The sequence below is a fragment of the Clostridium perfringens genome, from assembly GCF_016027375.1.
Taxonomy (GTDB): domain Bacteria; phylum Bacillota; class Clostridia; order Clostridiales; family Clostridiaceae; genus Sarcina; species Sarcina perfringens.
Genome location: NZ_CP065681.1, coordinates 1,672,028 through 1,697,979 on the forward strand (window position 1 = coordinate 1,672,028; position 25,952 = coordinate 1,697,979).

Sequence of the window (25,952 nt, forward strand, 5' to 3'; positions counted from 1 at the left end):
AGGAACTATGAGTAAAAAAGCATATATAATAGGGGCAGGTCCTGGAGATGAAGAGTTATTAACACTTAAAGCAATAAATGCATTACAAAAATGCACAGCTGTCTTATATGATAGATTAGTTGGGAACAATATACTTAATTATTTAAATGATGACTGTGAGATTTACTATTGTGGAAAAGAGCCAGGATGCCATTATAAAACACAGGAAGAGATAAATGAAAGTATAGTTGAGCTTGCTAAAAAAGGTCATGTTGTTGGTAGAGTAAAAGGTGGAGATCCATATGTTTTTGGAAGAGGTGGAGAAGAAGTATTAGCCTTAGTAGAAGAAAACATACCTTTTGAAGTTATTCCAGGGGTTACTTCACCTATTTCTGTTTTAAATTATGCAGGGATACCAATAACACATAGAGGATTAGCACAGAGTTTTCATATTGTAACAGGAATGTCAGCAAGAACTTTAAATGTAAATTGGGAAGCTTTATCAAAAGAAAATGGAACCTTAGTATTTATGATGGGACTTTCAAATTTAGAGACAATTGTTGAGAAACTTTTAGAAAATGGTAAAGATATAGAAACTCCTTGTGGAGTAGTAATGAGAGGAACAACTTCAAAACAAAGAAAGGTTATTGGAACATTAGAAAATATATGTAAAAAAGTTAGAGAAGCTAAGTTAGAGTCACCTTGTATAATAGTTGTTGGGGATGTTGTTTCATTAAATGAAAAACTTTCATGGTATGAAAAATTACCTCTATTTGGAGCTAATATTTGTTTAACAAGATCTAAGGAACAATCTAAAGAGATTAAGTGGAAATTAAAAGAGTTAGGTGCAGAAGTAACAGAAATAAACTCTATAAAAATAAAAAAAACTGCAGAAAATTTAGATGAATATATTAATACTTTAGAAAAATATGATCATATAGTATTTACTTCAGTAAATGCTGTTAATGTATTCTTTGATTATTTAGTAAAAAATAGAGTTGATATAAGAAAAATAAAAGCAGATTTTGCTGTACTAGGAAAAGCAACTAAAAAAGCTTTAATATCTAGAGGTATTGTGCCAAGCATAATGGCTCATTCATTTACAGCGGAAGGTTTATTTGAAGTTTTAAAAGATAATATTAAAGAAGGAGAAGAAGTATTAATTCCATGTTCTTCTTTAAGTAGAGAATATTTGTTTGATAATTTAGCTTCTTTAGGAGCAAAATGTCATAGAGTTAATATTTATGATACTGTATGCGGAGATGTTAAAAATCCAAGAGCTTTCAAGGAAGTTGATATGGTATTATACACAAGTCCTTCAACGGTTAAAAACATGATTGATATGATTGGACTTGAAGCTCTTAAAGAGAAAGTAAGCATAGCTATAGGACCTATAACCTTAAAAGCTTTAAATGAAAGTGGAATTGAAGGAAAAATGTGCAAAACACATTGTGGGGATGGATTTTTAAGTGAAATTGAAGGTATATGGCAAGAGGTTAAAAAATAAATTTGTGGTAAAATTAATTTTATAGGTAAATTACAAATAAATTAGGAGGAAAGATTATGATAAAGAGAGGAAGAAGACTTAGAATAAATAAGGAAATTAGAGATCTTGTTAGAGAAAATATTTTAACAGCAAATGACTTTATATTTCCTATATTTGTAGCTGAAGGAAATAACATAAAAAAGGAGATAAGTTCTCTACCAGGAAACTATCATGTATCTTTAGATAGATTAAATGAAATAGTTGATGAAGTGGTAGCTTTAAATATAAAAGGTGTAATTATATTTGGTCTTCCAGAACATAAGGATGCTTGTGGATCAGAGGCTTATTCTGATAATGGAATTGTTCAAAAGGCTATTAGAAAATTAAGAGAAGATTATGAGAACTTATTAGTAATAACTGATGTTTGTATGTGTGAATATACTAGTCATGGTCATTGTGGAATAATAGAAGGAAAAGATGTAGATAATGACAAAACTTTAAGTTTCTTAGATAAAATAGCAGTTTCACACGCTAAGGCTGGTGCTCATATGGTAGCTCCTTCAGATATGATGGATGGAAGAATATTATCTATGAGAAATGCTTTAGATGAAGCTGGATTTGTTAATGTTGGAATAATGAGTTATTCTGCAAAATATTGCTCAGCTTTCTATGGACCTTTCAGAGAAGCTGCTAATTCAGCACCACAATTTGGAGATAGAAAAACTTATCAAATGGATCCTGCAAACTCAAGAGAAGCCATAAAAGAAGTAGAGCAAGACATAGAAGAGGGTGCAGATATAGTTATGGTTAAGCCTGCTTTATCATATTTAGATATTGTTAAGGAAGTAAGAAATAAAGTAGATGTACCAGTTTGTGTTTATAATGTAAGTGGTGAATTTGCTATGGTTAAGGCAGCCGCTAAACTTGGACTTATAAATGAAAAACAAGTAGCTTTAGAAATGCTTTTATCAATGAAAAGAGCAGGGGCAGATATGATAATAACTTATTATGCTATAGAAGCTGCTAAATGGTTACAAGAATAGTTTAAGTCTATAATATAATCAAAAAATAGATTTGCTAAACAATCTTATATTTAGGAGAATGAATATGGACAGAAATAAAGAAATATTTGAAGAATCAAAAAAATATATGCCAGGTGGGGTTAATAGTCCTGTAAGATCTTTTGGAAGTGTTGGAATAAATCCTCCAGTAATAAAAAGTGGTAAAGGAGCTATGATAAAGGACGAGAATGGAAATGAATATATTGACTTTGTTTTAGCTTGGGGACCAATGATATTAGGTCATTGTGATGAAGATGTAGTAGAAGCAATAAAGAAAACTTCAGAGGAAAGTATAGCCTTTGGTGCTTCAACAAAATTAGAATTAGACTTAGCTAAGCTTTTATGTGAAACATTAGACAATGTTGACATGATAAGAATGGTAAACTCAGGTACAGAGGCTACTATGAGTGCTGTAAAGTTAGCAAGAGGATACACAAAGAAAGATAAAATAATTAAGTTTGCAGGATGCTATCATGGACACTTTGATGGATTCTTAATAGAAGCTGGATCAGGAGTATTAACAGAAGGAATTCCAGGATGCTTAGGTGTTCCAGAGGAAAGTATAAAGAATACTTTAATAGGAATATACAATGATGAAAAGCAAGTTGAAGAATTATTTGAAAAGTATGGAAATGATATTGCTGGAATAATAATAGAGCCAGTTGCTGGAAATATGGGTGTTGTTAAATGTGATCCTAAGTTTATGAGAAAACTTAGAGAATTATGTGACAAATATGGAGCACTTCTTATATTTGATGAAGTTATGTGTGGATTTAGAGTAGCATATAAAGGAGCACAAACTTTATTTGATGTTAAGCCAGATTTAGTTACTTATGCTAAAATAATGGGTGGTGGACTACCTTGTGGAGCATATGGTGGAAGAAGAGAGATAATGGAAAACTTATCACCACTAGGTGGAGTTTATCAAGCTGGAACAATGTCAGGAAATCCAATAGTAATGAGTGCAGGACTTGCAACAGTTAAAAAACTTTATGAAAATCCATCATACTATGATCATATTGAAAAAATAGGATCAAAACTTGAAAAGGGAGTTCTTGAAATAGCAAAGAAAAAAGGTTTAGGTCTTGTTGTTAATAGACAAGGTGGAATGATGACTTTATTCTTTACTGATTTAAAAGAAGTTAAGTGTTATGATGATGTAAAAACTTGTGATGGAGAAAGATTTAAGAGATACTTCTTACATATGTTAAACAAAGGATTTAATATACCACCATCACAATTTGAAGCAATGTTCTTAAGTGTAAAACATACAGAAGAACATATAGATAAATTCTTAGAAGCTTTTGAAAGTTTTGAAGGATAATAAAATTTAAAAAGTTTTAAATCAATGCTGATTTTTAGGTATATATTTAAGAAAAGACTTAATTTAATAGGAAGCTTTATTACAAATTTAATATACTTATATGTTTTTGTATTAGAAATTTTCTTCTTAATTAAGATATTTATATACCTATAAATCAGCTTTAATTTTATAATTAGAAATTTTAATTAGGTGGGGTATTTATGAGAGAAAGAGTTAGATTAAAAAAAGACAAAGAATGTGATGTTTTTGTAATGGGAGCTGGAATTGCAGGAATTATGGCAGCAATTGAAGCCTCTAATAATGGTCAAAAGGTAATAATCTCTAGTAGTTCAAATATCTTTTCAGGGTCAAGCTTTTATCCTGGTACATGGGGCTTAGGTTTAATAGGACCAGAGGATAGAAATGATGAAGAGGATTTAGCTAAGACAATTAAAGAAGTTGGGTGCAATGTTGTAGATGAGGAATTAGTAGAAACCTTTGTTAAAAATATTAATCCAAGTATAGATTTATTAAAAGAAATGGGTGTTAAGCTTAAAGAAGCTAATAATTCAGGAGAAAAAGAATTTATTCCATGTTTTGATCATAAAAATAGAAATTGGAATGGTATTTTATTTGAAAGTGCAAAAAAAGTTTTAGACCATAAGTTAAAGAGTAATAAAGTTTTGGAATATCCTTTTTCAGAGGTAATTGAAATAGTAAAGGAAGACAATAAGATTATAGGTGTAATACTTATTAACAGTTTAAATAAGCTTGAGTTTATAAAATGTAAAGCACTTGTAATTGCCTCAGGAGGTATAGGTGGTTTATTTAAATATAGGTTAAATACTACAGATATAACAGGTATGGGACAAGCTTTAGCATTAAAGGTTGGGTGTAATTTAATAAATATAGAGTTTATGCAAATGATGCCGGGATATATAAAGCCCTGTCCAAAAACTATATTTAATGAGAAAACCTTTAAATATATAGAAGCTAAGAATGAAGAGGGAGAAGATGTATTTAAAGGTATAGAAAACCTAAGAGAAAAGCTTGAAAAAAGATCAACTTATGGGCCTTTTACTTCAAGATTAGACTCTAAGGATATTGACTATGCTATATTTAAAGAGTTTATGAAAAATAAAAATGGAGTTACTGTTAGATATAAAGATAGTTTAAAGAATAATATGCCAGAGTTTATTGAAGTTTATTTTAAATGGTTAAAGGAAAATAAACATCTTACCCCAGATGATGAAATAAATATTGGAATATTCTTTCATGCAGCCAATGGAGGAATTAGCATAAATAAAAAAGCAGAAACAAAGGTAGATGGATTATTTGCAGCTGGAGAATGTACAGGTGGTATGCATGGTGCAGACAGAATAGGGGGATTATCTACAGCAAATGGTCTTGTTTTTGGTAAAATAGCTGGAAAAAGTGCTAGTAGATATGCTTCTAGTAAAGGTTTAAGTGAAAAAGAAGAAGTAGAATTTGAAGTTTATGAAATAGAAGGAGCAGGAGATCTTATTTTAGAAGTTCAAGAAATTATGTTTAAAAATGCAATGATAGAAAAAAGTGAAGTAGGTGTTAAAAATTCACTTTTAAAATTAGAGGAAATATCTAAGGGGTTTGTATATAAGAAAGAAGTAAATATGGAGAATTTAAGAAATTCATATAGACTAGAAAACAATATATTGTTATGCAAGGCTATATTAAAAGCAATTGACCTTAGAAAAGAAAGTAGAGGTTCTCATTATAGATATGATTATCCAAAGGCAAATAAAAACATGGATAAGATGATAATGGTGGAGTTAGGTGATGATATTAAAGCTTATTTTAAAGAAAATTAGAATTACTATAAATAATAAAATTCTAATAGATTATTAAGATAGCCTTTTATATCTAGAAATCAATATTATTTTAAAATAGTGGTTAATTAATATAATTTAAAGTTTTTTAATTTATTATTAATAAAAAATACAGTGTATTATCATACACTGTATTTTTCTACATTAAAGGAGATACTAATCTTATTATGGATTCTCCAATTCGTGATATAATAGATCGCTTTTCAAAACTTTCAAGGGTTACTTTAGTACACACCTTTAGGTCTTTAAAGAATTGTTCTTCCATAGATTTTGAAATAGCTTCATTATATATAAATATATTGCTTTCAAAGTTTAAAGAAAAGCTTCTTATATCCATGTTAGCTGTTCCTACACTACATATAGAAGAGTCTGCCACTATGGTTTTAGCGTGAAGAAAGCCCTTTTCATATAAGTAGATCTTTGCACCAGCATTTAATAAGGATTCAAAATAAGAGTTTGCTATCCATCCCATAAATTTATGATCAGGATTACCAGGTAGCATTATTTTTACATCAACTCCAGATAAGGCAGCAAGTCTTAAAGCTTCAAGCATAGGTTCATCAAGGACAAAATAAGGAGTTTGTATGAAAAGATTTTTCTTAGCTGAATTTATAATTTTAAAATATCCATTTTTTATTTGTTGTTCAGTATGGTCAGGACCAGAAGAAACTATTTGGGCTCCAATAATTTTCTTTGGCAAATCAGTTGAATGAGGATTTATAAAATATTTTTTTAAATCTATGTCTAAATCTGATTCATTAGCATAACTCCAATCTAAAAGGAATCTTCCTTCTAGATCATTAATAGCAAGGCCTTTTATTTTAGTATGAGTATCACGCCAATAACCAATATTTTTATCCTTTCCAAGATACTCATCACCTATATTAAAGCCACCTAAAAAAGCTACTTTTCTATCTATAATAAGTATTTTTCTATGATTTCTATAGTTAATTCTTAAGTTTATATATTTGCAAAAGCCAGGAAAAAATATTTTAAAATCTCCACCAGCTGCCTTTAATTTATCTATATCTTTTTTGTGTATAGAGTTACCAATAGAATCTACTAGTAATTTTACTTCAACACCTTCTTTAGCTTTCTTAGTTAAGGCTTGTAAGATTTTTTTGCCTATTTCGTCGCTTTTAAAAATATAAAATTCCATATGAATAAATTTTTCGGCTTTATTTATTTCATCAATCATTTCTTCAAAAAGACTATTAGCATCAAAATATAAATCTATATCATTACGTTGAGTGTAGGTTGAGTTGTCATTATTAAAGTTCATCATTATTAAGTCTTTATATTTTAAAGAAATATTATCTAATTTGTAGTGAGACTTAAATGAATTTAAATATTTTTGTTTTGTCTTGTCATCTAGAATTTTTCTTTTAAAGTTTTTTTCACGGGTAATATTTTGACCAAATAAAATGTAGATTATAAATCCTAATATGGGTAGAAAGGTTAATATTAAAATCCAAGCCCAAGTAGTTTGGGGATTTCTTCTTTCAATGAAGATTATGGAAATGATAAATACAATATTTATTAAAAATATCATATTTATAAATAAATGCATAATAATTCCTCCTTTGTATTTAGAAAGGTTTATCAGTCTAAATTTTTTTAATATATATTAGACTGATAAACTAAAAATGTTACCTTATATATATTTGTTCTAAAAGTTCAATTATGTTGACTTTACAATTTTCAGGGGGAGAGGCTAATAGCTTTATTCCCTTATAGCTTATTCTAAGTTTACATTTGCTATTTTTAAGCTCACTAGCAAACTCTAATATGGAACTCTTATCTAAATCCATATTAAAGGAACTTAATATAGTAAGATAAAGATACTCTGTGTAAAGATGTTTATGACTTACATAATTTTCATAAGAATCTATGCCTTCACATAGGAATTTAACATAATCGTCTATATGATTAAATATTTCAGAAAGTTTATCCCTATAAATAAATTTTATAGAGTCAATTTCTAAGAATGCCTTATTTAAAGAGGATAAAATATCTTCTTTTATTATTGATACCTCTTCAGCTGAGAAAGTTAAATAAAGATTTAAATAGGAATCTCTATTAGAAAAAATAGTCTCTAAGTATCTTATAAAGGAATAAAAATCTTCTCTATTGTTACCAGGTTCTATTTGAAATAATATTTTAAAGAACAAGTTCCAATGAAAATCATAATTCATAGCATGGGCTAGTTTATTTCCAATTGAATTAGAAAATTCTGAGTCAAAACATAAGGGCTCAGCACCTATAGATAATTTGTTTTTAAAAGATATGGAATCCTTAAAAACTTCGTTTAATCTTACAGAAGTATTTACAAAAGTATTATAATATTCTTGAGAAGTATTACAATTATTTTTAGTAAATATGTAATCTATTATTATGTCACAGGCATTTCTAAAATCAACAGATATACCTAAATCATGTTTTACTTTAGAAGAGTATATATCATATATCATTTTAGAAAGTAAAATTTCAATACCTTCCTTCTTTAATCCAACCCCATTAGAATTATCCATGTGAGAATTAACATGGTTAAATATAGTTAGAAGTTGATTATCGATTAAACATAAATTGTTTTTAATAGAATTAAGTATATTCTTATAAAATTTATCCCCTAAAATCATATTATAGTTTTTATATATTATCTTATGTTCAATTTCACCCCAAAAATTATTTACCATAGATTTTATTTGAAGTTCAAAATTAAACTTTTCTTCTTCATTTAGAATAAATCCATCTATTCTATATAATTCAAAACCATTTTTTTGTTTTAAGGGTTGATGTTCTCTAAGGTCTAAAAATATATTTGGATTTTGTGATGAGTAAGAAAATCCATCTTTATTAGTGCAATTAAATATTGTTCTTATAAATTTAAATATATGTTCCTCATCTTCTATAAATCTACATTCTATTCTGACACCTATTAAATCAGATAGGTTTCTAAATAAATCCGTAGGGGAATCATATTTTATGTAATAATTATGTCTTATTATTTTCTCTTTTAAACTAGAAGCTGATTTTACTCTAGTTGATATATTAAAAAATCCTTCACAAGAGTTCTCTAGTAGGGAGTAGAAAAAATCATCAAGCAGATTTGCACTATAGGCTAAATCTTTTTTCATCTCCTTAAGTAATTCTAAAGTACCTTTTGTAAATTCAAAAACTTTTAATTCCAAATTTAAAACACCGTCCTTGTTAGTTTATAAATAAAGTCAGTATATTTTAATAATACCAACATATAGTAAGTATAACAATAGAGGAATTTTAAATAATAATATATATAAGTGCTTTTATAAAAATGAATAATTTGTTAATAAAATCTCCTTAGAATTAAATATTAATTATATAAATGATTTATTAATAATAAATTATAAGAAAAAAACAGTAGTAATTAATAAATTCTGAAAGTGAAAAATAGACTTTGACTTTCTTTGACTTTTATAGTATTATAATTACATGAGATACAAAAAAGAGAATATTGAGGTGATAAAATGAATGCAGATAAAATGACATTAAGAGTACAACAAAGCTTAAATGATGCTTATGAAATAGCAGTTAAATATAATAATCAACAATTAGATATAATTCACTTATTTTCAGCATTAGTAAATCAAAAAGATGGTTTAATTCCTAATATATTTGAAAAAATGGGTGTTAATATAGATTCATTAAAAAGAGACATTCATGTTCAAATAGATAGAATGCCTAAGGTTTTAGGAGAAGCGGCACAATCATCAGGGGTTACTGCTACAAGAAGAATAAATGAAGTATTAATAAAGGCAGAAGAAATTTCAAAACAATTTGAAGATTCATATATAAGTGTTGAGCATGTAATGCTTGCAATGATAGATATAGATAAAAATGGAGCTGTAGGAGAAATCTTAAGAAAAAATAACATAACTAAAGATGGATTCCTAAAGGTTTTAAATGAAGTTAGAGGAAGTCAAAGAGTAGATTCACAAGATCCAGAAGGAACTTATGAAGCTTTAGATAAATACGGTACTAATTTAATAGAACTTGTAAAACAACATAAATTAGATCCTGTTATAGGAAGAGATGAAGAAATAAGAAGAGCTGTTAGAATTCTTTCAAGAAAAACTAAGAACAATCCAATACTAATAGGAGAACCTGGAGTTGGTAAAACTGCTATAGTTGAAGGATTAGCAGAAAGAATTGTAAGAGGAGATGTACCAGAAGGATTAAAGGATAAGGTAATTATCTCATTAGATATGGGTGCATTAATAGCTGGTGCTAAATATAGAGGAGAATTTGAAGAAAGATTAAAAGCTGTTTTAAAAGAAGTTCAAAGTTCAGAAGGAAAAATACTTTTATTCATAGATGAAATTCATACAATTGTAGGCGCTGGTAAAACAGATGGTGCAATGGATGCAGGAAACTTAATTAAACCAATGCTTGCAAGAGGAGAACTTCACTGCATAGGAGCTACAACTTTTGACGAATATAGACAATATATAGAAAAGGATAAAGCTCTAGAGAGAAGATTCCAACCTGTAATAGTTGAAGAACCAACAGTTGAAGAAACTGTATCTATTTTAAGAGGATTAAAAGAAAGATTTGAAATTCACCATGGAATTAGAATCCATGACTCAGCAATAGTAGCTGCTGCAAAACTTTCTCATAGATATATTCAAGATAGATATTTACCAGATAAGGCTATAGATTTAATAGATGAAGCTGGTGCTATGATAAGAAGTGAAATAGATTCTCTTCCAACTGAATTAGATATTATAAGAAGAAAGATTTTAATGCTTGAAACTGAAAAGGAAGCTTTATCAAAAGAAAATGATGATGCATCTAAGGAAAGATTAGTTGCCTTAGAAAAAGAGCTTGCAGAGCTTCAAGATAAAAATGATGAGATGACAATTAAATATGAAAAAGAAAAATCTCATATTTCAGCAGTTAGGGACTTAAAGGCTGAATTAGATGAAGCAAGAGGACTAGCTGAAAAATATGAAAGAGAATATGATTTAAATAAAGTTGCAGAACTTAAATATGGAAAAATTCCAGAACTTGAACGTAAAATAAAAGAACAAGAAGCAAGTATGGAAAAAGACAATGAAAATGCTTTATTAAAAGAAGAGGTTACTGAAAATGAAATTTCAGAAATAATCTCAAAATGGACTGGAATTCCTGTTACAAAACTAGTTGAAAGTGAAAGAGAAAAACTTTTAAGACTAGAAGAAGAATTAAGAGAAAGAGTAATAGGTCAAGATGAGGCTACAACTGCAGTTGCTAATGCTGTAATAAGAGCAAGAGCAGGTCTTAAAGATGAAAGAAAACCAATAGGATCATTTATATTCTTAGGACCTACTGGAGTTGGTAAAACAGAGCTTGCAAAAACTTTAGCTAGAAATTTATTTGATAGTGAAGACAATATAGTAAGAATAGATATGTCTGAATATATGGAAAAACATGCAGTATCTAGATTAATAGGACCTCCTCCAGGATATGTAGGATATGAAGAAGGGGGACAATTAACAGAGGCTGTTAGAAGAAACCCATATTCAGTAATATTATTTGATGAAATAGAAAAAGCACATGATGATGTATTTAACTTATTCCTTCAAATATTAGATGATGGTAGATTAACAGATAATAAAGGTAAAACTGTTGATTTCAAAAACACTATAATAATTATGACTTCTAATATAGGTAGTGGATACTTATTAGAAAATAAATCTGGTGAAGGTATAGAAGATGATATTAGAGAAAATGTTATGAATGAAATGAAGTTAAGATTCAAACCAGAATTCTTAAACAGAGTAGATGATATCATAATGTTTAGACCTTTAAGCAGTGAAGGAATTAAGAAAATAATAGATATCTTCTTAAGAGATGTTGAAAATAGATTAAGAGAAAGAAATATAACTCTTGAAGTTACTGATAGAGCTAAGGAAATATTAGCTGAAGAAGGATATGATCCAGTATATGGAGCTAGACCATTAAAGAGATATATAAGTAATGTCTTAGAAACTGAAATAGCTAAGAAGATAATTGCAGGAGAAATTTATGATGGATCTGTTGCTTTAATAGATGGAGTAGATGGAAAAATTATAGTTTCTAGAAAATAAAATATAATAAATTTATAAGGACCATAGGTTTAATTAAATCTATGGTCCTTATTTTTATGAAATTTTAAATATATTTTTAATAAAATGATAACAAAAAACAAATTAATAATGAAAACATTTTAAATTTATAAAATTTTAATAAAAAACTGTAGAAAATTGAAAATTTTATGGTTATAATAATTTTAAAATACGAAAATAGTAAAGATGAAATTTATAACTTGAAAAGGAGAGATAAAAGTGGAACTGATAGGAATAGTAATAGTAATAATAGGATTTGCACTTAAATTTGATACTATAGCAGTTGTATTAGTAGCAGGACTATCAACTGGATTAGTAGCACATATGAGTTTGTATGAAATATTAGAAAAATTAGGATCAACCTTTGTAAGCCAAAGACACATGACATTATTTATATTAACTTTACCTGTAATAGGTATGTGTGAAAGATTTGGTTTAAAAGAGAGAGCTATAACCTTAATAAAGAATATGAAAAATATGTCAACTGGAAAGCTTTTAAGTTGCTATTTATTTATTAGAGAAGTTGGGGCTGCAGTTTCACTAAGATTAAGTGGACAAGCACAATTTATAAGACCACTTATAAACCCAATGGCTCAAGGAGCAGCTGTCAGTAAATATGGAGAATTAGATGATAAAAATGAAGATTTAATAAAGGGAACAGCAGCTGCAATGGACAACTATGGAAACTTCTTTGGACAAAATGTATTCTTAGCAAGTTCAGGAGTTCTTTTAATAGCAGGAACCTTAGAAGAACTAGGATATGGAGTTAATGCTTTAGATATAGCAAAAGCTTCAGTTCCAATAGCTATAATAGCTTTAATATTAGGAGTATTACAAAATAGATTATTAGATAAAAGGTTAAGTAGAAACCTATCAAAGAACAAAGAAGAGATAAAATAGGGGTGATAATTAATGAATATGCAGATGATTTCTAATGTATTGCTTGAAATCTTTTATATAATAGTAGGACTTTTAATGTTAAATACTGCAATTGATACATTAAAAGACCAGGAACATAAAACTAGAATAGGAACGGCAATCTTTTGGACTATATTGTCAATCATATTTATAGCAGGAGGAGCTATTCCACCTGTAGTAGTAGGGGCATTGCTTTTAGTTATAGGAGTATTAACTGCAAGCAAACAAGTAAATATAGGAAACCTAAAAATGCCTAATGTAGATTTTGCAGAAATGCAAGCTAAAAAGTTAAAGAATAAGATTTTTTTACCTTCAATTGTAATAGCAGTTGGATCTTTAGTTATTGCACAATTTACAAGTTTATCAGGAACTGTTGCCATAGGTATAGCTTCTGTGGCAGCTGTAATAACAACTTTCTTAGTATTAAAAGCTAAACCAAAGCATTTAGTAGAGGATAGTAACAGAATGGTTCAATCAGTTGGATCTACAAGTATATTACCTCAACTTTTAGCAGCCTTAGGAACAGTGTTTACTGCAGCGGGAGTAGGAGATGTTATATCATCAGGTATATCTAATTTTATTCCTGAAGGAAACATATTAGCAGGTGTAATAGCTTACTGTGTAGGAATGGCAGTATTCACTATGATAATGGGAAATGCCTTTGCAGCCTTCTCAGTTATAACTGTGGGAATAGGATTACCATTTGTATTTGCTCAAGGAGCTAATGTAGCCATAGCAGGAGCTTTAGCTCTAACTGCAGGGTATTGTGGAACATTATTAACCCCAATGGCAGCAAACTTTAACGTTATGCCAGCGGCCTTATTAGAGACAAAAGATAAGAATGTGGTTATGAAATGTCAAAGTTTATTTGCTATAATTTTATTAGTTATACATATAGCTTTAATGTATTTCTTAGCATTTTAATTAACTAGGTATTAGAAAGTAAGGAGTGTATGAGAATGAAAGTATTAATTACAGGATTTGATCCCTTTGGAGGAGAAAGTATAAACCCAGCTTTAGAAGCTGTTAAAATGATACCAGAAAATATAGAAGGAGCTCAGGTTATTAAATTAGAAATACCTACAGTTTTTAGAAAGTCTCTTGAAAAAATAGAAGAAAAAATAGAGGAAATTAATCCAGATGTAGTTATTTCTATAGGACAAGCTGGAGGAAGATTTGGTATAACTCCAGAAAGAGTAGCTATAAATATGGATGATGCGAGAATAGAGGATAATGAAGGAAATCAACCAATAGATATTTCTATATATGAAGATGGAGAAAGTGCATACTTTAGTAATTTACCTATAAAAGCAATGGTTAAGGAAATGGTTGATAATGGAATACCTGCATCAGTTTCTAACACAGCTGGAACTTTTGTTTGTAACCATGTTATGTATGGAGTTTTATACTTAGTAAATAAAAAGTATAAAAATATAAGAGCTGGATTTATACATGTACCTTATATTCCAGCACAAGTTGTAAATAAACCTAATACACCTTCTATGTCTATTAATGATATAGCAAAAGGATTAGAACTTAGTATAAAGGCTATAGTTTTAAATGATAATGATATTAAAACTGTAGGAGGAGCTGTTTGTTAATGTTAGAACCTAAGGTTAAAAGAAAAATCTTTGTTTATGGAAGTTTGAGAACAGGATTTTTCAATTATGAAAAATACTTAAAAGGGAAAGTTATAAAAAGTGAATTAGGAAGGGTAAAGGGAACTTTATATCATATGCCTAAAAAAGGATATCCTGCTTTAATTGAAGGGGATGGATTTGTATATGGAGAAGTTATGACTATTCTTGATTACGAAAATGTTATAAATGCTATGGATCTTATGGAAGGATACTTAGGAGTTAATAACAAAAATAATGAATATAATAGAATTGAGATGGATGTTGAAATCTTAGGAAAGAAATCTTCTGAAAAATGTTATGTTTATTATTATGGAATGAATGATAAAGATGACTTTGAAAATAACAGTATATTAATACAGGATGGAAATTGGAGAAACTTTATGCTTAAAAAAGTTTCTTAAAGTAAAAAATAAGAGGTAAGAAAATTCTTACCTCTTATTTTTGTTATTATTTCATTGATTGTTCGTATTTTTCTACCATTCTTTTAACCATTTCTCCACCAACGCTTCCGCATTGTCTTGAGCTAAGGTCTCCGTTATAATCTGAGAATGGTACTCCCATTTCATTTGCTACCTCATTTTTGAATTTTGATAAACCGTTTTTTGCTTCTGGAACTAAATGTTGTGACATTTTGAATTCCTCCTTTAAGTTTAATAAGATTTTTTTGAAAGGTTAAGTTTTTCTTTTCCTTTCAATATTATGATGTGCAGAATTGGATTTAATAATCTATAAACTTATATCCAATATAGGATTAAAAATCACATTATGGTATAAAATTACAAGTAGAATTGATTTATCTTATGAAAGTAAAATTAAACATATCTTTGAAAAAAGCTCAAACAGAATTATTATCTGTTTGAGCTTTTTAATTTATACATTAAATTTTAAATCTTTATGTGATAAGAATCCATATGAAGAATCAGCTTCTTTAACAGCCTTTATAATAGCTTTCTCCATAACTTGAGCAGCTAAAAGACCAACTACATTTATATCTGCCTTAACTTTATTTGATGAAAGAGTAAATATTGTATCACCATCAAACATAGTGTGAGCAGGGCGAATGGTTCTTCCAAAACCATTTTGAGCCATAGATGCAATTTTATTAGCTTGAGCTTTATTAAAATCACCATTAGTCACTATGCACCCAATAGTAGTATTTCCTTTAAAAACATTTTTAGGATTAGAATAATTAGCTAATAAGCTTTCTTCTATGTTTATAAAGGAATTCCTATCTTGGCTTAATCCACCAGCTATTATTTTATTGTTATTATTAGGATCAACAATATCACCTAGGCTATTAACTCCTACAATAGCTCCTACCTTTAAATCTCCAACTTGCACTGCATAGCTTCCAAAACCACCTTTCATAGCAAGTTTTTGATTTAAGGCTTTACCTACTGTGGCACCTGTTCCACAACCTATATTACCGTTTTTTGAGTCAAGATAGGTTTCAGAATTTTTACAGGCTTCTAAACCCATTTCCTTATTAGGTCTTATTTTAGGATTACCACAGGCTAAGTCAAATAAAACAGCACCACATACTATAGGAACTTTAGCCACTCCTACGTCAAATCCAACATTTTTATTTTCTAGATATTCCATAACCCCTGAGCAGGAATCAAGTCCAAAGGCAGATCCACCAGATAATACTACAGCATGAACTTTATCAACCATTTCCATAGGATTTAATAAATCAGTTTCTCTAGTTCCAGGAGCTCCACCGCGAACATCAACTCCTCCAGAAGCACCTTCTTCACATAGTAATACTGTACATCCTGTAGCACCTTCAAAGTCTTGAGCGTGGCCTAGTTTAAAACCATCTATATCTGTAATCTTTATTTCAAACATTATAATATACACCTCCATTAAATTGTTTTATATGATTTAGATTTTATATTTTAAGAATAATACTCTATTTTATATAATTAATAATTTACAGAATTTAAAATTAATATAAAGTTTAAAAAATTTAAACCTTTACTAATAACTTAATAAAGTTTTAGCGTATAACTTTAAGTAAGCTATACGCTAAAATATATTTATAATCTTAAATTATCTTAAAATTTTTCTAACTCCTAATATAACAGGAATTGATATTAAGGATGATATAAATGCCTCAGGAATTCCATTTGTAACTCCTATTCCTGCTAAAGTTAATTTTGCAGCATGTTCAGATATTCCTAGGGCAGAAGCATATCTCTCTAAATAAAAAACATATGTTAAGCCAAGTACACCTATGGTATTTGTTAAGGTTCCAATTACGGAAGCTGTACCTATAGATAGGGCTTCTTCTTTATTTTTATGTTTAAATTTAAACATGATAATCATACTTGCTAAAAAGAATAAAACACCGATTATAGCTGATATAGTTAAAGAATCTGTTAAAGCTTCAGAACTTACAAATAGAAGAACTCCAAGAATAAGAGAACTTATAATTGATGTAGCTTTTAAATTCTTTTTAGATCCTTTAATCATAGATGCATATACATAGTAACTTACCACACCTATAAGAATTCTAGGAACTAAAGCTATAATAGGATTCCAGAACATAAAGCTAGTTGGCATTGGTGCCGTAAAAGCTTGATACATAGAAAATAATCCAAAAACTAGTCCTATTAATCCTCCTACAATAGGACCTTCAATAATAGCTCCTATTATAACAGGAATATGCATAATAGTAGCCTTAACAGGTGGAATATTTATAAATCCTAATCCTGTTAATCCTAGAAATATTGATATACCAGATAGCATACCAATAACTACTAGTTTTCTTGTTTTTTGTCTAGTTTGATAGACTGCATTCATTGACTCTCCTCCGTTCTTATTCCCAGTGGGATATAATTCGGTTGTTAAATTTTTAACCGTATAAAATAGTTCAGCTTCTAATATAGAATACCGACAGTGATATTTTAACATTAACTTTTTAAGTAATTCAATATAAAAAGGAAATTTTGTGCAAATTTATAAATGCCATAAAAGGTAGAATGGCTTACTTACAGGGATTAAAAGCATAAAGTAGTAATTTTCTGACAATTAATAAAAGAATGAATTTAAATTATTGGTGGTAAAATATAATTAAGTTAAATTAAAAATAAATTTTAATTATTGGAAGTTAGGAGTTTATATATGAAGGATAAAGAATTATTTGAAATTTTAGAAAAGCATATTTTAGAAGATAAGAATCCATCAGAATTTTTAAATTCTTTAAAGGAAAAGAAACTTTTAGAAGGCTCCTTTTTGGAAATATTAAGGGATTTAGAAGAGGTTAAGCAGGAGAAAAAACACCACCCAGAAGGAAATGTATGGATTCATACAATGCAAGTTTTAGATGAAGCAGCTAGTTTAAGAAATTTTGCTAATAATAAAAGAGAATTCATGTGGGCAGCTTTACTTCACGACATTGGAAAGAGAGATACTACTAAAATGAGAAAGGGGAGATGGACTGCTTACGATCATGATAGGGAAGGTGCAAAACTTTCAAAAGAAATATTAGAAGAGGTTACAGATGAAGGGGAGTTTATAAGTGAAGTAAGTAATTTAATTAGATATCATATGTCTTATCTTTATATAGATAAAAATTTACCTTTTGTAAAACCAGAAGATATGGTTAAAAGTTCAGATCTTCATGATATAGCTTTATTGACTTATTGTGATAGAATTGGAAGAGGGAAAAAGACTTTAGAAGATAAGAGTAAAATCTTAGATTCAATAAATGATTTTATAGTTAAAATTAATGAGAAAACTAATAAGAATTATGAGAAATTATATGTTTTGGGAAAATAAGTAATTGATTTTTATAATAATTACTTATATAATGTCTATTATAAATTAAAATTCAATATGTTCGGATGAAGGTAATGGGAGAGTGATATTTTAAATATCCACCGAAGAGGGAAATCTTTCAGGTATTAGGACCGTTACTGGACGAGCCTCTGGAGAGACTCTTTTAAAAAAGAGCACCGAAGGAGCAAGGTCAAATTTTTTGACTGAAACTCTCAGGTAAAAGGACAGAGGATAAGGTTAGTTACTTAAATTTTTTAAGTATCCTTATTCTCCTCCGCAAATTTAAATTTAAGGAGGATTTTTTTTATGGAAAACTTATTAAATCAAATCGACAATTTAGTATGGGGAGTGCCACTTCTTGTGCTGCTTGTAGGAACAGGAATATACCTGACTATAAGACTAAAACTATTACAAATCTTAAAATTACCATTAGCTTTAAAGTATGTATTTAAAAAAGATGAGGAATCTTCTTGTGAGGATGCAGAAGGGGATGTTTCAAGTTTTGGAGCCTTATGTACAGCCCTTTCAGCTACTATAGGTACTGGAAACATAGTTGGTGTTGCCACTGCTATAAAGGCAGGTGGACCAGGGGCCTTATTCTGGATGTGGGTAGCTGCTTTCTTTGGAATGGCAACTAAATATGCAGAAGGTGTACTTGCTATAAAGTATAGGGTTGTAGATGAAAATGGCCAAATGGCAGGTGGACCAATGTACTATATAAAAAATGGACTTGGTTTAAATTGGCTAGCTAATATTTTTGCTTTCTTTGGAATTGGTGTAGCCTTATTAGGAATAGGAACTTTTGGACAAGTTAAGTCCATAACTGATGCAGCAAGTATTACATTTAATGTTCCTACAATTGTTACAGCAGGAATAGTAACTCTATTAGTTGCTTTAGTAATTTTAGGTGGAATAAAAAGAATATCTAGTGTGTCAGAAAAGGTAGTTCCTTTAATGGCAGGACTTTATATATTAGGAGTTTTAATAGTTATAGCTTTTAATTTAGATAGGGTTCCACATGCTGTATCAATAATTATTGAAAGTGCCTTTAATCCTAAGGCTGCTTTAGGAGGAGCTGTAGGAGTTAGCATAATAACTGTAATGAAAAGTGGAATAGCTAGAGGTGTTTTCTCTAATGAAGCTGGTCTTGGAAGTGCTCCAATAGCAGCTGCGGCAGCTAAGACTAAGTCTCCAGTTAAGCAAGGACTTATTTCAATGACAGGTACATTCTTTGATACAATTCTTATTTGTACAATGACAGGTATAGTAATAATTATTACTGGTGCTTATAGTGGAAGTTTAGAAGGAGCAGCACTTACAACACAGGCCTTTGAAATAGGACTTCCTATAAGTAATATAGGAACATATATAGTTAATATAGGACTTATGTTCTTTGCATTTACTACAATATTAGGATGGAACTATTATGGAGAAAGATGCATTGAGTATTTATTTGGAATAAAAGCTATAAAACCATATAGAATTTTATATATAATTTTAGTTGCTATAGGATCATTCTTACCATTAACATTAATATTCATAATTGCAGATATTGTTAATGGATTAATGGCAATTCCAAACCTTGTAGGTATTATTGGATTAAGAAAAGTAGTTATAGAAGAAACAGAAGAATTCTTTAAAGAAAAAGCTTTAAGTGAAGAGAGTACAGAATTAGAAGGAACTGTTTTAAATTAATATAAATAAAAAATCCATGAGTAAATATTACTCATGGATTTTTTTATCTTCCTTCATTAGGAAGTTTACTTCTAACTATATTTTCAACTTTTTCAGGAAGCTCTGTAATTTCTTCCTTTGTAAGTTTATCAGTATAAACTGGTGGATGAATATAAAGATTTACTTTACCAGGTTTTATGAAATAATGATTTCCTTCCATTATTTTATATGTTCCATCAATTGTAAGAGGAACTATAGGAACCTTTGGTTTAGTAGCTAATTTAAAACTACCAGCTTTAAATTCTCCCATTTTACTACATTGACTTCTTGTTCCTTCAGGGAAAACAACCATTGAATATCCATCTTTTAATTGTTTAATTCCTTGTATAATACCGGCCATAGCTTTTTTAGGGTGTTCCCTATCAATAAATATAGCCTTTGAAAGTATTATCCAATCTTTTAATATAGGCATTTTTTCAAGTTCTTTTTTTGCTATGAATCCCTTTGGTCTATCAATAGAGTACATGATTACAGGAATATCCATATTACTTTGATGGTTACAAACAAAAAGAACAGGTCCATTAGGAATATTCTCTAAACCTTCAACATTAACTTCTATTCCAGCATCCTTAAGAAAAGTATGAGCTATTCTTCTACTGCATTGATATATGTATTCATCTCTTTCCTCAAGCTTACCTTCCTCTTCCATTTTATTTATTTTTTTTATATCAGATAAGGATTTTATTAATGTCCAGGCATATCCTTTTCCATACCAATATATAGATCTAAACATATATTTCGCCCCTTTAATATTACTAGTACTAAGTAATATTATAACAGTTTTTAAAAAATATCAAATATGGAATTTATTTTGTGGAGAGCAATAATAAAAAAGTGTGGATATTTACTATTTCTTTCTTATAGAATATAATTTACAAAAATAGAGTTGTTTTATTTGAGATAAATTAAATAGAAAGTAAAGCAATATAACTTATTTTAGAATATAAATTACTTTGATTGGAGAATACATTAAGATGAAAAATTTAGATTTGAAAAATGGAGTAATAATAGCAGATGGAGCTATGGGAACTAGAATAATGAAATTAGGAGTAAATTTAAAAGAGACTCCATCAGAACTTTTAAATATTAAAAAGCCTGAATTAATAGAAAAAATTCATAGAGAGTATATAGAATCTGGAGCTAACTTAATACTTTCAAACACATTTATGTGTAATATTATAAATGCAAAAAGGAATAATTATAATTTAGAGGAAGTTATAGAGGCAGGAATTCATATTGCTAAAAAAGCATGTGGAGATCATGGCTTAGTTGCCTTAGACATAGGTCCACTTTCATATTATATAGAAGAAAATGATTCTTCTTTTAAAGAAATTGTTTATGAAAATACTGAAAGAATAATTAATGTTTCAAAAGATAAATTTGATTTAGTTATTTTTGAAACCTTAGGAAGTTTAAAGGAAGGTGAATTTGCAGTTAAAAAAGCAAAAACTTTAACAGATAAAAAGGTTATATGTTCCTTTACTTTAGCTTATAAAAAGGATATTCCTAATTTCATAAAAAATATTGTTTCAACTTTAGAGCCTTTAGGAGTAGATGCTTTAGGAATAAACTGTACAGAGTACGAAGAAATACTAATGGCCTTAGATATACTTAAGGAAAATACAAATCTTCCTATAATGATAAAGGCTAATTTAGGAATACCAAAAAAAGTAGGGGAAGAGCTTATATATGATAAGACTTTAGAAGAATTTAAAAATTTATCTAAAAGAGCCATTGAAAAGGGAGTTAATATAATAGGAGGATGCTGTGGAACAACTCCAGAATATATAAGAGCTATTTGTAATTTGAAATAGAGTATAGAAGATATAATAAGGGGATATAATTATGGGTGAAAATAAGAGAGAAAAAGTTTTTTTAGAGTTTCCTATTATTGAGACTGAAAGATTTATACTTAAAGAAATAGAAGAAAAGCATAAGAATCATTTCATTAGTTTATTTTCAGATGAGGATATAATGAAATATTCAGGTACAGAAGTTTATGATCCTGAAAAACAAGTTGAATTTTATTTTAAAAAGGTTAAGTTAATGTACAAGGAGAAAAAGGGAATAAGGTGGGCTATAATAAATAAAGAAAGTAAAGAATTTATTGGAGATATAGGTCTTTATAATATAGATTTTTATTCTAATAATACTGAGATTGGTTACACTATAGAAAAGAATTTTTGGGGAAAGGGAGTTGCTTCAGAGTGTATTAAAGCTATAGAAAACTTTGCATTTGAAATTTTAGATATGAATAGAATTATAGACATGATTGATAGTAATAATATTTCATAAATTAAACTATCAGAGAAGCTAGGATTTCATAAGGATGGAATTTTAAGAGAGCATTATTATAATAAGAGCAAAGATAAATACATTAATATATGGGTATATTCACTAATAAAAAGTGATATTAAAGTTATATAAAAATTAAATAATCTATAAAAAGTCCACTAAACATATAAGATTGAAAATTGAAGGAATGCTTTGTAAACGTATATAATCTAGGTATAGGTTAATGAACTTTAGATAAGGAGAGGTTAGGTATGAAAAAAGTACATGTAGTTTCCCACAGTCATTGGGATAGAGAATGGTATATACCATTTCAAAAACATAGAGTTAAATTAGTAGATTTTATGGATTCATTAATAGATACCTTAGAGAATAATGAGCATTTTAAATATTTCCATTTAGATGGACAAACTATAGCTCTAGATGATTATTTAGAAATAAAGCCATATATGTTTCATAGATTAAAGAAACTTATAGAAGAGGGAAGACTTCATGTAGGACCATGGTATGTTCTTCAAGATGAATATTTAATAAGTGCAGAAGCAAATGTAAGAAATATGCTTTTAGGAATGAGATTTGCAAGAAGATTTGGAAACCCAGTAAAAATAGGTTATTTCCCAGATTCTTTTGGGAATATATCTCAAGCACCTCAAATACTAAGAGGATTTGGAATAGATAATGCAGTATTCGGTAGAGGAATAACTCCAATAGCTTTTGATAACCAAAAGGTTGAAGAAGCAGGAGAAAATGAATATCACTCAGAGGTATTATGGAAATCACCAGATGGATCAGAAGTTTTAGGAATACTTATGGCTAACTGGTATAGCAATGGTAATGAAATTCCAGCAGGTAAAAAAGAAGCTATTGAATTTTTAAATGATAGGGTTAATAAAGCAGATATGTATGCTACAACAAATCAGATATTATTAATGAATGGATGTGATCATCAGCCAGTTCAAACAAATGTTGGTGACATAATAGATAATGTAAAAGAAGATGTTGATTTTGAATTAGTTCATAGTAATTTAGTTGATTATATAGAAGATGTTAAGAAAGAAGTTAAAGATTTAAAAGAAGTTACAGGAGAATTAAATGGTCAATATACAGATGGCTGGTGGACTCTATGTAACACAGCTTCATCAAGACTTTACTTAAAGCAAATGAATAATAAGTCTCAAGTTCTTTTAGAAAGATATGTTGAACCTTTAGGAGTTATGGCTTCACTAGAAGGAAAGAAATATGAAAGTGATTTCATACTTCAATCATGGAAATATTTAATTCAAAACCATCCTCATGATTCAATTTGTGGATGTAGTATTGATGAAGTTCATCAAGATATGGTAACAAGATTTAAATCTAGTATGCAAATATCAGAAGAAATGATAGATAGAAGTACTGAGCATATGTTAAATCTAGTAAATGGAACTACTACTGATAGAGAAAGCATTGTTGTATTTAATACATTAGGATGGGATAGAAGTGAAGTAGTAGAGGCTACAGTTGATGTAAATAAAGAATCAGGCATAGAAAACTTCAAGGTTGTTACAGAAAATGGAGAGAAAGTTCCATCAGTAGTTGAAGCCTTAGGCGAAACATTTAAATATACTCTTCCAAATAATAGATTTAGACAACCTGAGTATGTAAATAGATTTAAGGTTAAATTCTTAGCTAATAATATAAAAGCTTTAGGATTAAAATCATTTAAAATAGTTCCATGTGAAAAGGTAGAAGAAAAAGAAGTTTCTCAAGATTTAACTTTTGAAAATAAATTCTTCTCATTAAAGTTCAATGAAAATGGTACATTTGATTTAATTCATAAAGGAACAAATAAAGAGTATAAGAATTTAAATGTCTTTGAAGATTGTGGAGATATAGGAGATGAATACATCTTTAGAGCTCCAGAGAAAGATTTAGTAGTAAATACTTTAGGAAATAAAGCTTCTATTAATGTATTAAAAGATAATGAAGTAGAAAAAGTAATAGAGGTTAAAAATACTTTAGAAGTACCAGTAAAAGCTATTAAGAAAGAAAGTAGAAGAGTAGAAGAAACAACTGAAATTAAGTTAGTTTCTACTATAATCTTAAGTGAAGTTTCTAAGAGAGTTGATATTAAAGTTGAAATAGAAAATACTGCAAAGGATCATAGAGTAAGATCCTTATTCCCAACTGGAATAGAAGCAAGCACTCATTTTGCAGAGGGGCATTTTGATGTTATAGAAAGAGAAACAACTCCATGGGAAGGATGGCAAAATCCATCTAACTGTCAAAAACAAACAAATTTTGTTGATGTAAATGACGGAAAAGTTGGACTTATGGTTGCTAACATGGGATTACCTGAATATGAGGTGTTAAGAGATGGTGAAAATACTATAGCTTTAACAATATTAAGATCTGTTGGAGAGTTAGGAGATTGGGGAGTATTTAAAACGCCAGAGGCTCAATGTTTAGGAAAGAATGTTGCTGAATACTCAATAATAGCTCATGAAGGAGATTATACTGGAGAAAGAGCTTACGAAGAAGCATATAACTTAAATACTCCAATGTTAGCACTTCAAGGAGATTTCAAAGCAGAGGATTCTTTAGTTTCAATTAAAGGAGAAAATGTAGTTTTATCAGCCTTTAAGAAAGCTGAAGAGGGTGATTCTATAATAGTAAGAATATTTAACATTTCTGATAAGGAAGAAAACTTCCAAATAAAAGTTAATAGAGATGTTAAAGAAATAAATGAAGTTAACTTAAATGAAGAACTTATAGAAAAACTAGAAGTAAAAGAAACTGCTATTAATGGAATTATTTCAAAGAAACAAATAAAAACTTTTGAAATAGTGCTTTAATAAGGAATTAATAAAGAGGATATATCTTTTGATATATCCTCTTTATTAATTTCATGTGTCTTTTATTAGAGAACAGTTGTATTTTAAAATGTAGGGTGATATACTTTAGGTGTGTATATGATTAAAGATTAAAACCTTGATTTTATCATATATAGAATATTTAAAAATTATATCTAATTATATAAAGTAAATAGAATAAAAATATTTTAATTAATATTTTTATTTTAGTGTTAAAGTATTTTTAAATTTAATTTATAAATGATGTTTTTTATTGAAAATATTAATTATAGGTGGTATTTTAATAAGTAGCGAATAAAAGAGGGCTATTATTTTACTTGGATTTTGGATATTTTATAGATGTAAAGAGGTGAATAGTTCCAATGGAAGGAAACTTATTAGTTATAGATAAAAGAGTGTTACCAGAAGTTTTTGAAAAGGTAATAAACGCTAAAAGACTTTTAAAAGAAGGAAAAGTTAAGGAGATAACAGAAGCTGCAAAGCAAGCTGGTATTAGTAGAAGTGTTTATTATAAGTATAAAGACTATATATTTGAATTTGCAGAAACCCTTCAAGGTAGAAAAGTTATATTTAATATGGTTGTTACTCATGAAAAGGGAGTTTTATCATCTGTTTTAAATATATTATCAGATGTTGGGGGAAATATACTTACAATAGATCAAGGGCTACCTATACATGGATTAGCTCATGTAAGTTTCACAATAGACATATCAACAATGAAGTGTGATATAAAGGAAATGTTAAATGAAATAGAATTAGTTCATGGTGTTGAAAAGGTAGAATTTGTTGCCATGGAATAGAAAAATTCCTAACTTAGAATAATCTAAGTTGGGAATTTTTTTTGAAATTTATGTATTTGGTAGAAAATGTTTTTGATAAGGATAATTATTATGGTTTAATAATTAATATGATAT

Annotated in this window: 21 protein-coding genes and 2 riboswitches; of the genes, 15 read left to right on the forward strand and 6 right to left on the reverse strand. The window is 28.7% G+C overall.

Going from position 1 to position 25,952, the window contains the following annotated elements; all coding sequences use genetic code 11:
• The first annotated feature begins 7 nt into the window (after positions 1–7).
• The 4 genes from cobA (at position 8) to I6G60_RS08180 (ending at position 5,676) form a co-directional block, all read left to right on the forward strand.
• Entirely contained in the window at positions 8–1,486 is a 1,479-nt protein-coding gene (cobA, locus tag I6G60_RS08165; RefSeq protein ID WP_011010444.1) for a uroporphyrinogen-III C-methyltransferase, read from the forward strand.
• Positions 1,487–1,542: 56 nt separating this feature from the next.
• A complete protein-coding gene (gene hemB / locus I6G60_RS08170; RefSeq protein ID WP_138329740.1) occupies positions 1,543–2,508 on the forward strand; it encodes a porphobilinogen synthase in 966 nt (321 codons plus the stop codon).
• Between the two features lie 64 nt (positions 2,509–2,572).
• Entirely contained in the window at positions 2,573–3,850 is a 1,278-nt protein-coding gene (gene hemL / locus I6G60_RS08175) for a glutamate-1-semialdehyde 2,1-aminomutase (protein WP_003457265.1), read from the forward strand.
• A gap of 200 nt (positions 3,851–4,050) precedes the next feature.
• Complete coding sequence (locus tag I6G60_RS08180) at positions 4,051–5,676, forward strand: FAD-dependent oxidoreductase (RefSeq protein ID WP_004459373.1); 1,626 nt, start codon at positions 4,051–4,053, stop codon at positions 5,674–5,676.
• Positions 5,677–5,833: 157 nt separating this feature from the next.
• Here the strand turns inward: I6G60_RS08180 and cls are convergent, their stop codons facing one another.
• Both cls and I6G60_RS08190 read right to left on the reverse strand, forming a co-directional pair.
• Positions 5,834–7,264 (reverse strand): cardiolipin synthase, encoded by a 1,431-nt coding sequence (gene cls / locus I6G60_RS08185; protein ID WP_004459358.1) that lies wholly within the window; start codon positions 7,262–7,264, stop codon positions 5,834–5,836.
• Between the two features lie 79 nt (positions 7,265–7,343).
• Positions 7,344–8,885, reverse strand: coding sequence for a GTP pyrophosphokinase (locus I6G60_RS08190; RefSeq protein ID WP_138329738.1), 1,542 nt, complete (start codon positions 8,883–8,885; stop codon positions 7,344–7,346).
• A gap of 315 nt (positions 8,886–9,200) precedes the next feature.
• On the opposite strand from I6G60_RS08190, the gene clpB reads away from it, so the two are divergent.
• The 5 genes from clpB to I6G60_RS08215 all read left to right on the forward strand — a co-directional run bounded on the left by clpB (position 9,201) and on the right by I6G60_RS08215 (position 14,778).
• Complete coding sequence (gene clpB, locus I6G60_RS08195; RefSeq protein ID WP_011010440.1) at positions 9,201–11,801, forward strand: ATP-dependent chaperone ClpB; 2,601 nt, start codon at positions 9,201–9,203, stop codon at positions 11,799–11,801.
• A 237-nt stretch (positions 11,802–12,038) separates the two neighbouring features.
• Entirely contained in the window at positions 12,039–12,719 is a 681-nt protein-coding gene (locus I6G60_RS08200; RefSeq protein WP_003454641.1) for a DUF969 domain-containing protein, read from the forward strand.
• A 12-nt stretch (positions 12,720–12,731) separates the two neighbouring features.
• Complete coding sequence (locus I6G60_RS08205; RefSeq protein WP_003454619.1) at positions 12,732–13,661, forward strand: DUF979 domain-containing protein; 930 nt, start codon at positions 12,732–12,734, stop codon at positions 13,659–13,661.
• A gap of 35 nt (positions 13,662–13,696) precedes the next feature.
• A complete protein-coding gene (pcp, locus tag I6G60_RS08210; protein WP_004459427.1) occupies positions 13,697–14,338 on the forward strand; it encodes a pyroglutamyl-peptidase I in 642 nt (213 codons plus the stop codon).
• Positions 14,338–14,778 carry a gamma-glutamylcyclotransferase family protein gene (locus I6G60_RS08215; RefSeq protein WP_003475768.1) on the forward strand — a complete coding sequence of 147 codons (441 nt, stop codon included), beginning with the start codon at positions 14,338–14,340 and terminating at the stop codon, positions 14,776–14,778. Before pcp ends, I6G60_RS08215 begins: the two co-directional genes overlap by 1 nt.
• Before the next feature lie 46 nt (positions 14,779–14,824).
• Here the strand turns inward: I6G60_RS08215 and I6G60_RS08220 are convergent, their stop codons facing one another.
• The 3 genes from I6G60_RS08220 to I6G60_RS15475 form a co-directional block, all read right to left on the reverse strand.
• Positions 14,825–15,007 carry an alpha/beta-type small acid-soluble spore protein gene (locus I6G60_RS08220; protein ID WP_003454632.1) on the reverse strand — a complete coding sequence of 61 codons (183 nt, stop codon included), beginning with the start codon at positions 15,005–15,007 and terminating at the stop codon, positions 14,825–14,827.
• 240 nt (positions 15,008–15,247) lie between these two features.
• The gene (locus tag I6G60_RS08225; protein ID WP_061415704.1) at positions 15,248–16,225 is read right to left on the reverse strand and encodes a P1 family peptidase; all 978 of its coding nucleotides are present in this window, start codon (positions 16,223–16,225) and stop codon (positions 15,248–15,250) included.
• Positions 16,226–16,429: 204 nt separating this feature from the next.
• Positions 16,430–17,182, reverse strand: coding sequence for an ECF transporter S component (locus I6G60_RS15475; RefSeq protein ID WP_061415702.1), 753 nt, complete (start codon positions 17,180–17,182; stop codon positions 16,430–16,432).
• A 321-nt stretch (positions 17,183–17,503) separates the two neighbouring features.
• Between I6G60_RS15475 and I6G60_RS08235 the strand changes: the two genes are divergently transcribed.
• Both I6G60_RS08235 and I6G60_RS08240 read left to right on the forward strand, forming a co-directional pair.
• Entirely contained in the window at positions 17,504–18,160 is a 657-nt protein-coding gene (locus I6G60_RS08235) for an HDIG domain-containing metalloprotein (protein WP_061415700.1), read from the forward strand.
• 65 nt (positions 18,161–18,225) lie between these two features.
• A riboswitch (glycine riboswitch) is annotated at positions 18,226–18,304 on the forward strand.
• Between the two features lie 2 nt (positions 18,305–18,306).
• A riboswitch (glycine riboswitch) is annotated at positions 18,307–18,391 on the forward strand.
• Between the two features lie 75 nt (positions 18,392–18,466).
• On the forward strand, positions 18,467–19,855 hold the full coding sequence (locus I6G60_RS08240; protein ID WP_110016201.1) for an alanine/glycine:cation symporter family protein: 1,389 nt from the start codon (positions 18,467–18,469) through the stop codon (positions 19,853–19,855).
• A gap of 43 nt (positions 19,856–19,898) precedes the next feature.
• Here the strand turns inward: I6G60_RS08240 and I6G60_RS08245 are convergent, their stop codons facing one another.
• Complete coding sequence (locus I6G60_RS08245; RefSeq protein ID WP_061428417.1) at positions 19,899–20,627, reverse strand: lysophospholipid acyltransferase family protein; 729 nt, start codon at positions 20,625–20,627, stop codon at positions 19,899–19,901.
• A 241-nt stretch (positions 20,628–20,868) separates the two neighbouring features.
• Between I6G60_RS08245 and I6G60_RS08250 the strand changes: the two genes are divergently transcribed.
• From I6G60_RS08250 to I6G60_RS08265, 4 genes are all read left to right on the forward strand, one after another.
• A complete protein-coding gene (locus tag I6G60_RS08250) occupies positions 20,869–21,708 on the forward strand; it encodes a homocysteine S-methyltransferase family protein (RefSeq protein WP_111744239.1) in 840 nt (279 codons plus the stop codon).
• Positions 21,709–21,739: 31 nt separating this feature from the next.
• On the forward strand, positions 21,740–22,189 hold the full coding sequence (locus I6G60_RS08255) for a GNAT family N-acetyltransferase (RefSeq protein WP_223932459.1): 450 nt from the start codon (positions 21,740–21,742) through the stop codon (positions 22,187–22,189).
• 251 nt (positions 22,190–22,440) lie between these two features.
• Entirely contained in the window at positions 22,441–25,020 is a 2,580-nt protein-coding gene (locus I6G60_RS08260; protein ID WP_111744238.1) for an alpha-mannosidase, read from the forward strand.
• A gap of 380 nt (positions 25,021–25,400) precedes the next feature.
• Positions 25,401–25,838, forward strand: a complete 438-nt coding sequence (locus I6G60_RS08265; RefSeq protein WP_003454663.1) for an ACT domain-containing protein — start codon at positions 25,401–25,403, stop codon at positions 25,836–25,838.
• Positions 25,839–25,952 lie beyond the last annotated feature (114 nt).